At 64.8% G+C, this 13,349-nt stretch carries 8 protein-coding genes and 1 pseudogene; 5 read left to right on the forward strand and 4 right to left on the reverse strand.

The window, feature by feature from the left end; all coding sequences use genetic code 11:
- Window positions 1–159: 159 nt before the first annotated feature.
- A complete protein-coding gene (putP, locus tag AC3WL2_RS00860) occupies window positions 160–1,635 on the reverse strand; it encodes a sodium/proline symporter PutP (RefSeq protein ID WP_102682201.1) in 1,476 nt (491 codons plus the stop codon).
- A 361-nt stretch (window positions 1,636–1,996) separates the two neighbouring features.
- On the opposite strand from putP, the gene putA reads away from it, so the two are divergent.
- A complete protein-coding gene (gene putA, locus AC3WL2_RS00865; RefSeq protein WP_102682202.1) occupies window positions 1,997–5,950 on the forward strand; it encodes a trifunctional transcriptional regulator/proline dehydrogenase/L-glutamate gamma-semialdehyde dehydrogenase in 3,954 nt (1,317 codons plus the stop codon).
- A gap of 55 nt (window positions 5,951–6,005) precedes the next feature.
- On the opposite strand, the gene AC3WL2_RS00870 is transcribed toward putA, so the two are convergent.
- The 3 genes and pseudogenes from AC3WL2_RS00870 to AC3WL2_RS00880 form a co-directional block, all read right to left on the reverse strand.
- Window positions 6,006–6,314, reverse strand: a complete 309-nt coding sequence (locus tag AC3WL2_RS00870; RefSeq protein ID WP_102682203.1) for a Txe/YoeB family addiction module toxin — start codon at window positions 6,312–6,314, stop codon at window positions 6,006–6,008.
- A complete protein-coding gene (locus AC3WL2_RS00875; RefSeq protein ID WP_023630627.1) occupies window positions 6,280–6,564 on the reverse strand; it encodes a type II toxin-antitoxin system Phd/YefM family antitoxin in 285 nt (94 codons plus the stop codon). Before AC3WL2_RS00875 ends, AC3WL2_RS00870 begins: the two co-directional genes overlap by 35 nt.
- Before the next feature lie 348 nt (window positions 6,565–6,912).
- Window positions 6,913–7,029: pseudogene (locus AC3WL2_RS00880) on the reverse strand (DUF3077 domain-containing protein); the annotation flags it as partial.
- Between the two features lie 117 nt (window positions 7,030–7,146).
- Between AC3WL2_RS00880 and AC3WL2_RS00885 the strand changes: the two are divergent.
- From AC3WL2_RS00885 to mdtD, 4 genes are all read left to right on the forward strand, one after another.
- Complete coding sequence (locus AC3WL2_RS00885; protein WP_102682204.1) at window positions 7,147–8,943, forward strand: acyl-CoA dehydrogenase; 1,797 nt, start codon at window positions 7,147–7,149, stop codon at window positions 8,941–8,943.
- A 30-nt stretch (window positions 8,944–8,973) separates the two neighbouring features.
- A complete protein-coding gene (locus tag AC3WL2_RS00890) occupies window positions 8,974–10,416 on the forward strand; it encodes a TldD/PmbA family protein (protein WP_102682205.1) in 1,443 nt (480 codons plus the stop codon).
- On the forward strand, window positions 10,416–11,747 hold the full coding sequence (locus tag AC3WL2_RS00895; RefSeq protein WP_102682206.1) for a TldD/PmbA family protein: 1,332 nt from the start codon (window positions 10,416–10,418) through the stop codon (window positions 11,745–11,747). The genes AC3WL2_RS00890 and AC3WL2_RS00895 overlap by 1 nt, the downstream gene beginning before the upstream one ends.
- A 122-nt stretch (window positions 11,748–11,869) precedes the next feature.
- Complete coding sequence (gene mdtD / locus AC3WL2_RS00900) at window positions 11,870–13,297, forward strand: multidrug transporter subunit MdtD (RefSeq protein ID WP_102682207.1); 1,428 nt, start codon at window positions 11,870–11,872, stop codon at window positions 13,295–13,297.
- Window positions 13,298–13,349: the final 52 nt, after the last annotated feature.

Genomic DNA, 13,349 nt, shown 5'->3' on the forward strand with positions numbered 1-13,349 from the left:
CTGCGGGGGCGGCAAGTTTACCTTGTCGCGAGGGAGACGTCAGGTACGGCGGTCGATCGATTTGAACCCCATCGCCGGCAAGCCGGCTCCCACAGATTTGAGTTTATCCCTGTGGGAGCCGCCTTGCCGGCGATGAAGGCGACGCCAGTTCAGCAGGCGTTACTTGTCGGCGTGATACTGCGCATCAGCGGTTTCAAAGCGCGAAACCATGCTGTTCGACGGGCTGCCCAGCTTGCTCACCAGGAAGATGGCGATGCTGGCGAACAGGAAGCCCGGGATGATCTCGTACAGGCCGGTACCCAGTTGCTTCCAGACGATCACGGTCAGCGCACCGACCACGATGCCCGCCAACGCGCCATTGCGGGTCATGCCTTTCCACAGCACCGAAAGCAGCACAACAGGGCCGAAGGCGGCGCCGAAGCCAGCCCAGGCGTAGGCCACCAGGCCCAGCACGCGGTTTTCGGGGTTGGCGGCCATGGCGATGGCGATCAGCGCGACGGCCAGCACCATCAGGCGACCGACCCATACCAGCTCCTTCTGCGAGGCGTTCTTGCGCAGGAACGATTTGTAGAAGTCCTCGGTCAGCGCACTGGAGCATACCAGCAGCTGGCAGCTCAAGGTGCTCATCACCGCCGCCAGGATGGCCGACAGCAGCACGCCGGCGATCCACGGGTTGAACAGGATCTTGGCCAGCTCGATGAACACGCGCTCGTGGTTTTCGGTGACCGGACCGGCCAGGTCAGGATGCGCCGAGAAGTAGGCGATGCCGAAGAAGCCCACGGCGCAGGTGCCGGCCAGGCACAGGATCATCCAGGTCATGGAGATGCGACGGGCGTTGGCGATCGACTTGACCGAGTCGGCGGCCATGAAGCGCGCCAGGATATGCGGCTGGCCGAAGTAGCCCAGGCCCCAGCCCATCAGCGAGATGATACCGATGAAGGTGGCGCCCTTGAACATGTCGAAGTGCGCCGGGTTCACCGCCTCGATGGCAAGGAACGTGGTGTCGAAGCCGCCGGTGGAAATCAGCACGATGATCGGCGTGAGGATCAGCGCGAAGATCATCAGCGACGCCTGCACGGTGTCGGTCCAGCTCACTGCCAGGAAACCACCGATGAAGGTGTAGGCGATGGTTGCCGCAGCGCCAGCCCACAGCGCGGTCTCGTAAGACATGCCGAAGGTGCTTTCGAACAGGCGGGCACCGGCAACGATGCCAGAGGCACAGTAGATGGTGAAGAACACCAGGATCACGATCGCGGAGATGATCCGCAGCAGGCCGCTCTGGTCTTCGAAGCGGCTGGAGAAGTAGTCCGGCAGCGTCAGGGCGTCACCGTTGTGCTCGGTCTGCACACGCAGGCGGCCGGCAACGAACAGCCAGTTGAGGTAGGCGCCGACGGTCAGGCCGATGGCGATCCAGGCTTCGGAGAGGCCCGCGAAGTAGATGGCGCCCGGCAAGCCCATCAACAGCCAGCCGCTCATGTCCGATGCGCCGGCGGAAAGCGCGGTAACCACGCTGCCGAGGCTACGGCCGCCGAGAATGTAGTCGGAAAGGTTCTTGGTGGAGCGATAGGCGGCAAAGCCGATCAGCACCATTACCGCAATGTAGACCACGAAAGTGATCGTTAGTGGATTGCCCATGAGTTGTGCCCTGGCGTTGTTTTTATCTCTTGCGACCCGCCGTGCACGACGACGGTTGCACCCAGGCGGCGAATCCTATGCAACAACGTGAACGAGGTGCAACCATTTTTCATTTGCCAGTTGCACCCAACCCTGCATTTTCAGATAAAACCGCATTCTTGCTCCAATTCGGAGCAAAGACAGCGTTTTACATAACAAAAAGCGCCAATAAAGACCGTTTCGGTTGTACGGAAACACCCTTCAGACGAGTAGCACCTTTACCTTGAAAAATTAGGGTTGCACCCGGTTGCACCCGAATTGTCCTACAGGCTAATCTTGCCGTCAGCTTAGGCCACATCCGTGGCAATAACGAGGATAAGAAATGGCGACGACCACCCTTGGGGTCAAACTCGACGACCCGACCCGTGAGCGACTCAAAGCAGCTGCGCAGTCCATCGACCGCACACCGCACTGGTTGATCAAGCAAGCGATTTTCAACTATCTCGAGAAGCTCGAGGGTGGCGCCACCCTGAACGAACTCAATGGCCACGCGGCCGCACTCGGCGACGATGCCGGCGAAGCCCCGGCCGAGCACGCCCACCAGTGCTTCCTGGAGTTCGCCGAAAGCATCCTGCCGCAATCGGTGCTGCGCTCGGCGATCACCGCCGCCTACCGCCGCCCCGAACAGGAAGTGGTGCCAATGCTGCTGGAGCAGGCACGCCTGCCGGCGGCCCAGGCCGAAGCCACCAACAAGCTGGCCGCAAGCCTGGCCGACAAGCTGCGCAACCAGAAGAGCGCCGGCGGCCGCGCCGGCATCGTCCAGGGCCTGCTGCAGGAGTTCTCGCTGTCCTCGCAAGAAGGCGTGGCGCTGATGTGCCTGGCCGAAGCGCTGCTGCGCATCCCCGACAAAGGTACCCGTGACGCGCTGATCCGCGACAAGATCAGCACCGGCAACTGGCAGCCGCACCTGGGCAACAGCCCGTCACTGTTCGTCAACGCCGCCACCTGGGGCCTGCTGCTGACCGGCAAGCTGGTCAGCACCCACAATGAATCCGGCCTGACCTCCTCGCTCACCCGCATCATCGGCAAGAGCGGCGAGCCGATGATCCGCAAGGGCGTCGACATGGCCATGCGCCTGATGGGCGAACAGTTCGTCACCGGCGAAACCATCGCCGAGGCGCTGGCCAATGCCAGCAAGTTCGAATCCAAGGGTTTCCGCTACAGCTACGACATGCTCGGCGAAGCCGCGCTGACCGAGCACGACGCGCAGAAGTACCTGGCCTCCTACGAGCAGGCGATCCATTCGATCGGCAAGGCCTCGCACGGCCGTGGCATCTATGAAGGCCCGGGCATCTCGATCAAACTCTCGGCCCTGCACCCGCGCTACAGCCGCGCCCAGTACGAGCGCGTGATGAGCGAGCTGTACCCGCGCCTGCTGTCGCTGACCCTGCTGGCCAAGCAGTACGACATCGGCCTGAACATCGACGCCGAGGAAGCCGACCGCCTGGAGCTGTCGCTGGACCTGCTCGAACGCCTGTGCTTCGAGCCGTCGCTGGCCGGCTGGAACGGCATCGGCTTCGTTATCCAGGCCTACCAGAAGCGCTGCCCGTACGTGATCGACTACGTCATCGACCTGGCCAAGCGCAGCCGCCACCGTCTGATGATTCGCCTGGTGAAGGGCGCCTACTGGGACAGCGAGATCAAGCGCGCCCAGGTCGAGGGCCTGGAAGGCTACCCGGTGTACACCCGCAAGGTGTACACCGACGTTTCCTACGTCGCCTGCGCCCGCAAGCTGCTGGCCGTGCCAGAAGCCATTTACCCGCAGTTCGCCACCCACAACGCCCACACCCTGTCAGCCATCTACACCATCGCCGGGCAGAACTACTACCCGGGCCAGTATGAGTTCCAGTGCCTGCACGGTATGGGTGAACCGCTGTATGAACAAGTTGTAGGCAAGATCTCTGAGGGCAAGCTGAACCGTCCGTGCCGCGTGTACGCCCCGGTCGGCACCCACGAAACCCTGCTGGCCTACCTGGTGCGTCGCCTGCTGGAAAACGGCGCCAACACCTCGTTCGTCAACCGCATCGCCGACCACTCGATCTCGATCCAGGAACTGGTCGCCGACCCGGTCGCCAGCATCGAGCGCATGGGCACCCAGGAAGGCAGCATCGGCCTACCGCACCCGCGCATCCCGATGCCGCGTGAGCTGTACGGCAGCGAGCGGGCCAACTCGGCCGGCATCGACATGGCCAACGAACACCGCCTGGCGTCGCTGTCCTGCGCCCTGCTGGCCACCGCTCATAACGACTGGAAGGCCACGCCGCTACTGGCCTGCGCCACTAGCGAGCAACCGGCCAGCGCAGTGCTAAACCCGTCCGATCATCGCGATGTGGTCGGCCATGTGCAGGAAGCCACCGTCGCCGACGTCGACAATGCCATTCAGTGCGCGCTGAACGCCGCGCCAATCTGGCAGGCCACCCCACCGGCCGAGCGCGCCGCGATCCTCGAACGCGCCGCCGACCTGATGGAAGCCGATATCCAGCCGCTGATGGGCCTGCTGGTGCGCGAAGCCGGCAAGACCTTCGCCAACGCCATCGCCGAAGTGCGCGAGGCGGTGGACTTCCTGCGCTACTACGCGGTGCAGGCACGCAACGATCTGCGCAACGACAGCTGCCGCCCATTGGGCCCGGTGGTGTGCATCAGCCCGTGGAACTTCCCGCTGGCGATCTTCTCCGGCCAGGTGGCCGCGGCCCTGGCCGCCGGCAACCCGGTACTGGCCAAGCCAGCCGAACAGACCCCGCTGGTCGCCGCCCAGGCCGTGCGCCTGTTGCTGGAAGCCGGCATCCCGGAAGGCGTGCTGCAACTGCTGCCTGGCCAGGGCGAAACCGTCGGTGCCGGCCTGGTCGGTGACGAGCGTGTCAAAGGTGTGATGTTCACCGGTTCCACCGAAGTCGCCCGCCTGCTGCAACGCAACATCGCCGGGCGCCTGGACAACCAGGGCCGGCCGATCCCGCTGATCGCCGAGACCGGCGGCCAGAACGCCATGATCGTCGACTCCTCGGCGCTGACCGAGCAGGTGGTGATCGACGTGGTGTCCTCGGCCTTCGACAGCGCCGGCCAGCGTTGCTCGGCCCTGCGCGTGCTGTGCCTGCAGGAAGACTCCGCCGACCGCGTGATCGAGATGCTCAAGGGCGCCATGGCCGAAAGCCGCCTGGGTAACCCCGAGCGCCTGTCGGTAGACATCGGCCCGGTGATCGACGCCGAAGCCAAGGCGGGCATCGAGAAGCACATCCAGGCCATGCGCGACAAAGGCCGCACCGTCTACCAGGTGGCTATCGCCGAAGGCGAGGAGATCAAGCGCGGCACCTTCGTGATGCCGACCCTGATCGAACTGGAAAGCTTCGACGAGCTCAAGCGCGAGATCTTCGGCCCGGTGTTGCACGTGGTGCGCTACAACCGCAAGGACCTGGACCAGCTGATCGAGCAGATCAACGCCTCCGGCTACGGCCTGACCCTGGGCGTGCACACCCGCATCGACGAAACCATCGCCAAGGTGGTGGACAACGTCAACGCCGGCAACATGTACGTCAACCGCAACATCGTCGGCGCCGTGGTCGGCGTGCAGCCGTTCGGCGGTGAAGGCCTGTCGGGCACCGGCCCGAAAGCCGGCGGCCCGCTGTACCTGTACCGCCTGCTGTCGACCCGCCCGGCCGACGCCATCGCCCGCCACTTCCAGGCCGACGATGCGCGCAGCCAGGCCGATACCACCCTGCGCGACCAACAGCTCAAGCCGCTGACAACCCTCACGACCTGGGCGGCCAGCAGCCAGATGAGCGACCTGACCGCGCTGTGCGAGCAGTTCGCCGAGCAGTCGCAGAGCGGCATCACCCGCGTGCTGCCAGGCCCGACCGGCGAGCGCAACACCTACAGCGTGCTGCCACGCGAACACGTGCTGTGCCTAGCCGACAACGAGGCCGACCTGCTGGCCCAGCTGGCAGCGGTACTGGCCGTGGGTAGCTCGGCGGTGTTCCAGGACGGCGAGCCGGCCAAGACCGTGCGCGCTCGTCTGCCGAAGGAGCTGCAAGCGAAGATCAAGCTGGTGGCTGACTGGAGCAAGGATGAGGTCGCCTTTGACGCGGTCATCCACCACGGTCACTCCGACCAGTTGCGCGGCGTCTGCGAGCAGGTGGCCAAGCGTGCCGGCGCGATCGTCGGCGTGCATGGGCTGTCGAGCGGCGATCACCAGATCGCCCTGGAGCGCCTGGTGATCGAGCGGGCGGTGAGTGTTAATACCGCGGCGGCAGGTGGTAACGCCAGCCTGATGACCATCGGCTGACACAGATCGAACAAAAAAGGAGAGCTTCGGCTCTCCTTTTTTGTGGGCGCTTGGCCTAATCGTCATAGTGGTAACGGCACTGCAGGATGGTCAGGGTTCCCGCCTCGTAGAAGTAGACCAATCGGTGTTCGCGAGTGATACGGCGAGACCAGAAACCTGACAAGTCGCCTTTGAGCGGTTCTGGCTTGCCGGTGCCTTTGAAAGGGCTGCGCAGGCACTCACAGATCATCGTGTTGATGCGCTGGAAGATAGCGACATCACTGTTTCGCCAATAACCGTAGTCTTCCCACCCCTCAGCAGTGAAGGCCACGCTTGTGGTGCTTCGCGCCTCAGTCTTGTTTCGTTGCTTGGCTTTCACACTCATCGAGTGCCAGTTCCTGGGTAACGGCCTTACCAGCCCGGAGCTGAGCAATAGAAGCGCGAAGACGCTTGGCGTTAGCGGACGACTCCAGCAGGTACATGGTCTCGCGCATGCCGTTGTAGTCCTCGAGCGAAATCATCACGACCGGCTCGCCACGCTGACGAGTGATGACTGCCGGCTCATGGTCCCGGCATACGTCGTCCATTGTCTGCTTCAGGTCGGCGCGTGCCTGGCTGAACGTCAGTACATGCATTTTTCCTTCCTTTCCAGGTACAGCCTGGATCAGTTCTCGAGAGTCAACAGGCCTTGATGACAGGTCGGCGCTGTGCGACCTGCCTGCCAAACATTGTACAAACTTGCGTACAACTCGCAAGATCGAGCCCTGAAACTATTTGGAGAACTGATTGCCGCTGGGAAAGGTGGATATGGAACCGGAATTCCCGCAGCGGCAAAACAGCGTTAAGTCCTGCTGCCATGTAGGAGCTGTCCCAAACCGGCGCTTGACGCGATATCAAGACAGCCCCACTCCTGCGGCAGTACTCAAATTCGTGGGAGCGGCGGTGCGCCGATGCGACTTGCCCCGCGATGCCCTTTTGGGTCGTCAACACCCCATGCCCAGTTCGGCATCATCCATCAGCGCCTTGGCCAGGGCGCTCAGGTAATACGAGGCCCAGAGCAGTTGGAGCTTTTCCTCCATGATCCCGGTGATGGTCAGGTTGCCCAAGGTGACCTGGGCGATGGCCACTTCTGCCCCCATATCACCCACACCAATTAACCTGTCCCCTGCCCCACCACCCCGCCTAGACTCGCTGCACCCCGAACCAGGAATGCCGCCATGTCCGAGCAACTCCTCAGCAGCCGCAACCTCGCCTTCGAACTCTACGAAGTCCTCGACGCCGAGGCCCTGACCCAGCGCCCGCGCTTCGCCGAGCACAGCCGCGAGACCTTCGACGCAGCCCTGACCACCGCCCGCACCATTGCCGAGAAATACTTCGCCCCGCACAACCGCAAAGGCGATGAAAACGAGCCCCGCTACGTGGACGGCCGCGCTGAGCTGATCCCGGAAGTGAAACCGGCCGTGGACGCCTTCCTCGAAGCGGGCTTCCTCAACGCCAACCGCGAATTCGGAGTCGGCGGCATGCAGTTGCCAAGCCTGGTATCACAGGCCTGCTTTGCCCACTTCCAGGCCGCCAACGCTGGCACCACGGCCTACCCGTTCCTGACCATGGGCGCGGCCAACCTGATCGAGAGTTTCGGCACTGAAGAGCAAAAGCGCCTGTTCCTGCAGCCGATGATCGGGGGCCGCTACTTCGGTACCATGGCCCTGACCGAGCCCCATGCCGGCTCGTCGCTGGCCGATATCCGCACCCGCGCCGAACCCGCTGGCGACGGCAGCTACCGGCTCAAGGGCAACAAGATCTTCATCTCCGGCGGCGATCACGAGTTGTCCGAGAACATCGTGCACATGGTCCTGGCCAAGCTGCCGGACGCGCCGGCCGGGGTGAAGGGCATCTCGCTGTTCATCGTGCCCAAGTACCTGGTCAACCCCGACGGCAGCCTGGGTCCGCGCAACGATGTGCTGCTGGCCGGGCTGTTCCACAAGATGGGCTGGCGCGGCACCACTTCTACCGCGCTCAATTTCGGCGACAACGGCCAGTGCGTCGGCTACCTGGTCGGCCAGCCGCACCAGGGCCTGGCCTGCATGTTCCAGATGATGAACGAGGCGCGCATCGGCGTCGGCATGGGCGCGGTGATGCTGGGCTACGCCGGTTACCTTTATTCACTGGACTACGCCCGCCAACGTCCACAGGGCCGACTGCCGGACAACAAAGACCCGCACAGCCCCGCCGTGCCGATCATCGAGCACTGCGATGTGAAGCGCATGCTGCTGGCACAGAAGGCCTACGTGGAGGGGGCTTTCGACCTGGGCCTGTACGCGGCCCGGCTGTTCGATGACACCCACACTGCCGCAGATGCAGAGGCTCGCCGGCAAGCCCTGGAACTGCTCGACCTGCTCACGCCCATCGTCAAGTCCTGGCCTTCGGCGTTCTGCCTGAAAGCCAACGAACTGGCGATTCAGATCCTTGGCGGCCACGGTTACACCCGTGAGTACCCGGTCGAGCAGTACTACCGCGACAACCGCCTCAACCCGATCCACGAGGGCACCGAGGGCATCCAGTCCCTCGACCTGCTCGGGCGCAAGCTGGCGCAGAACAACGGTGCTGGCCTCAAGCAACTGATCCGCCTGATCGCCGGCACCTGCGAGCGCGCCAGCCATCACCCGAACCTCGACACACTGCGCCAGCCACTGGAGCAGCTGGTCAATCGCCTGCAAAGCGTGACCCTCACCCTGCTCGGCGATCTAGCCCAGGGCAAGGTCGCCGGCGCACTGGCCAACTCGTCTCTGTACCTCAAGGCCTTCGGCCACTGCGCGATCGGCTGGCGCTGGCTGGAGCAGGCGATCCATGCCGAGGTCGGCCTGCTCAAGGGCAGCGACCGCGACTTCTACCTGGGCAAGCTCCAGGCCGCGCGTTATTTCCTCACCTGGGAAGTGCCGGGCTGCCATAATGACCTCGCTTTGCTCGAGGCCCGCGACGATACGTGCCTGGGCATGCAAGAGGGGTGGTTCTAGGGGGAGCCACCGCGCACACGGAGGTTTCCCATGTTCGACTCCAGCACCCTGCTGCGCCAGCGCTTCGCCGCGCTGCGCAGCACGGCCGAACTGTTTTCGCTTCGCCATGTGAAGCAATCGCACCAGTCACTGTCAGTACGGCGCAACGTCGCCGAGCCGCCCTTCTTCAGCCAGGACGAAGGCGCCATGCTCACTGTGCGGGTCAATGGCGTCGAGGCCTACGCGGCCACCGCCGACCTGTCCCAGGCAGGCCTGCAACGCGCCCTGGAACAGGCCGAGGCACTCGCCCGGCGGATCAAGGCCAGCAGCCTGCTCGACCTGAGCGGCCAAGCCGCCCCGAGCGGGCGTCACGATCATGTCTCGCCCAATTTCGAACAGTCCCTGCCCAACCTCGCCGACTGCCTGGAGCTGCTCGCCGCCGAATCGGCCAGCGTGCCCAGGGACGAGCGCCTGGTGGACTGGCAGGCGAGCCTGGGCTTCAGTGTGGTCGAACAGACCTACCTGAACTCCGCCGGCGCCGAGCTGCGTCACGCCCAGCGCTTCATCTACCCAGGCCTGGCCGTCACCGCCAGCGACGGCCAGGACAGCCAGAGCCGCAGCCTGGGCCGGGAGAACTTCGGCCAGCAAGGCGGCTTCGAAGTGGTCGAGCGCTGCGGCCTGGTCGGCGCGGCCCGCCGGGTGGCCGACGAGGCGCTGCAACTGCTGCTGGCACCGAACACCCCGGCCGGCCAGCGTGATCTGTTGCTGATGCCCGACCAGATGATGCTGCAGATCCACGAATCCATCGGCCACCCGCTGGAGCTGGACCGCATTCTCGGCGATGAGCGCAACTACGCCGGCACCAGCTTCGTCAAAACCAGCGACTTCGGCCACCTGCACTATGGATCGAAGCTGCTCAACGTGACTTTCGACCCGACCATAGGCGAAGAACTGGCGAGCTACAGTTTCGACGACGACGGCACCCCGGCCAGCAAGCAGTTCCTTATCCGCGATGGCTTGCTGGTGCGCCCGCTGGGCGGCGCCCTGTCGCAACAGCGTTCGGGCCTGGACGGCGTGGCCAACAGCCGCGCCTGCAGCTGGAACCGCGCGCCGATCGACCGCATGGCCAACCTCAATATCGAGCCGGGCAACCAGACACTTGCGCAACTGATCGCCGGCATCGAGCACGGCATCCTGATGCGCACCAACCGCTCCTGGTCCATCGATGATGCGCGCAACAAATTCCAGTTCGGTTGTGAGTGGGGCCAACTGATCGAGAACGGCGAACTCAAGGGCGTGGTGAAGAACCCGAACTATCGCGGCATCTCCGCGGACTTCTGGCGCAACCTCTCGGCGGTCGGTGACCGCAGTACCTTCCAGGTACTCGGCACGCCCAACTGCGGCAAAGGCGAGCCCAACCAGGTGGTGCGGGTCGGCCACGCCTCGCCGGCGTGCGTGTTCCGCCAGATCGACGTATTCGGAGGGGACGCCTGATGAGCACCGTCTACCAGCAACGTTTCGAAAGCTTGCTCGATGGCCTGAACGCCGCCATGCAGCCCGGTGAGCAGTTCACCCTGGGCTACAGCGCCGAGCACTCGCAGTTCGTGCGTTTCAACCACGCCAAGGTGCGCCAGGCCGGGCTGGTCAGCCAGGCCAGCGTGCAGTTGCGGCTAGTCCGCGACGGGCGCCAGGCCGAGCAACAGATCACCCTGGGCGACGATTCAGAGCTGGACCGCCAGCGCCTGCACAATGCCCTGGCGCAACTGCGCCAGACCCTGCCGCTGCTGGCTGTGGATCCCTACCTGAACCTCGACGACAGCGCCTGGCACAGCCATAGCCTGCAGGAGCAGCCACTGCCCGAGCTGGACGAGGTGCTGGCCTTGGTCGAGCGTGGAGCCGGCGACCTGGACCTAGTCGGCATCTATGCCGCCGGCCCCATCTGCCGCGGCTTCGCCAGCTCGTTCGGCGCCTTTGGCTGGCACCAAGCCAACAGTTTCAACGTTGACTGGAGCCTGTTCCACGCCAACGGCCAAGCCGTCAAAGCCAACTACGCAGGGCAGGCCTGGCGCGGCGAAACCTTTGCCGCACGCCTGTGTCAGGCTCGCGAACAGTTGGCGCACCTGGGGCGCCCGGCCGTCACCCTCAAGCCCGGCAGCTACCGCGCCTACCTGGCGCCGGCGGCGATGGACGAGATCGCCGGCATGCTGTGCTGGGGAGGCTTCTCGGCACAAGCCCTGGCCACTGGCAACAGCCCGTTGCAGCGCCTGTACAACGGCGACGCGCAGTTGAGCCCACTGGTGAGCTTCAGCGAACAGGTCAGCGGCTCGCTGAGTCCGGCCTTCTCCGACGAGGGCTCGCCGCGCCGAGACCTGCTGCTGATCGGTGAAGGGCGGGCGCTGGAGCGACTGGTGAGTGCGCGCAGCGCCGTCGAATTCGGCCAGCAGGCCAATGGCGCCGACAGCTACGAGTCGCCCTGCGCGCTGAGCCTGGCGCCGGGCAACCTGCCCGTCGAGCAGATTCTCGAACGTCTGGGCACCGGCCTTTACATCAGCAACCTCTGGTACCTGAACTACTCGGACCTGCCGGCGGCGCGCATGACCGGGCTGACCCGCTTCGCCACTTTCTGGGTGGAGAACGGGCAGATCCAGGGCCCGGTGAGCACCATGCGCTTCGACGACAGCCTGTACAACCTGCTGGGCAACCAGCTGGAGGACCTGACCCAGGAGCGCGAGATGATCCTGTCGACCAGCACCTACGGGCAGCGCAGCACCGGGTCGAGTCATCTGCCCGGGGCGTTGGTCAAAGGCCTGACCCTGACATTGTGATCGACAGGACTGGCCTCATCGCTGGCAAGCCAGTTCCCACAGTGGCCGGCATGCACTGCCCCTGAGGGAGCCGGCGTGCCGGATGAGGCCAGCACCGGCAACACAGGACATTGAGGTAACCCATGCCCGACCGTGCCCCGCTGGACCCCGTCACCGCCCGCTGGATCCCCTGGGTGGTGGCCATCGCCTTCTTCATGCAATCGCTCGACGGCACCATCCTCAACACCGCGTTGCCGGCCATGGCCCGGTCGCTTGCCGAGGACCCGCTGCGCATGCAGGGGGTGATCATCGCCTATATGCTCACCGTGGCCTTGCTGATCCCGGCCTCGGGCTGGATCGCCGACCGCTTCGGCACCAAGCGCATCTTCTTCAGCGCCATCCTGCTGTTCAGCTTCGGCTCGCTGTTGTGCGCCATGGCCAACAGCCTCGGCTTCCTGATCTTCGCCCGGGTGGTGCAAGGCCTGGGCGGCGCACTGATGCTGCCCGTGGGAAGGCTGGTGGTGTTGCGCGCCTACCCGCGCAGCGAACTGGTGCGGATCATGAGCTTCATCACCATCCCCGGCCTGCTCGGGCCACTGCTCGGCCCGACCGTGGGCGGCTGGCTGGTGGAAATCCTCAGCTGGCACTGGATCTTCCTGCTCAACCTGCCGGTGGGCGCCGTGGGTTGCTATGCGGTGTGGAGGTTCATCCCCGACCTGCGCGGCGCCGAGCGCACCACCTTCGACGGGCCGGGTTTCCTGTTGTTTGGCGCGGCGATGGTACTGATCACCATCGCCATGGAAGGCCTGGGCGAACTGCACCTGCCGCACCTGCGGGTAATGTTGTTGCTGTTCGCCGGCATGGCCTGCCTGGCCGCCTACTGGCTGCGCGCCGGGCGCGACCCGGAGCCACTGTTCTCGCCGTCACTATTCCGCGTACGCACTTTCGCCATCGGCATCCTCGGCAACCTGTTCGCCCGCCTGGGCAGCGGCGCCCTGCCCTTCCTGGTGCCGTTGCTGCTGCAAGTGGCGCTGGGTTATTCACCGGCACAGGCCGGCATGAGCATGATTCCACTGGCGGCGGCGGCGATGCTCGCCAAGTCGGTCGCCCGGCCGCTGATCGAGCACCTCGGCTACCGCATCGTGCTCACCGGCAACACCCTGCTGCTGGGCCTGCTGCTGGCCAGCCTGGGGCTGGTCGACGAACAGACGCCGTATGCGCTGCTGCTGGCGCAGCTGGCGATGCTGGGCGCGGTGAACTCAATGCAGTTCACAGCGATGAACACCGTGACCCTGATCGACCTCGACGACGCCAGCGCCAGCAGCGGCAACAGCCTGCTGTCGGTGGTCGCGCAGCTGTCACTGAGCCTGGGCGTGGCCTGCGCCGGCGCGCTGCTCGGTGGTTTCACCGCGGCCGGCAGCGCCGAAGGCGTGGAAAGCACCCTGGGGGCGTTCCAGCTGACCTTCGTCACCATCGGCGTGATGGCCATGCTGGCGGCGGCGATCTTCCTGCAACTGGCGCCGACAGACGGAAGGCGCGCCCGTCGTCCGGAAGAGCACGTGGAGTCGTAGGGCGAATGGCTTCGAGGCTGGTAGACTGTGCGACATTTTTCGCTTCGCACCG

It is taken from the genome of Pseudomonas sp. FW305-96 (assembly GCF_058783825.1).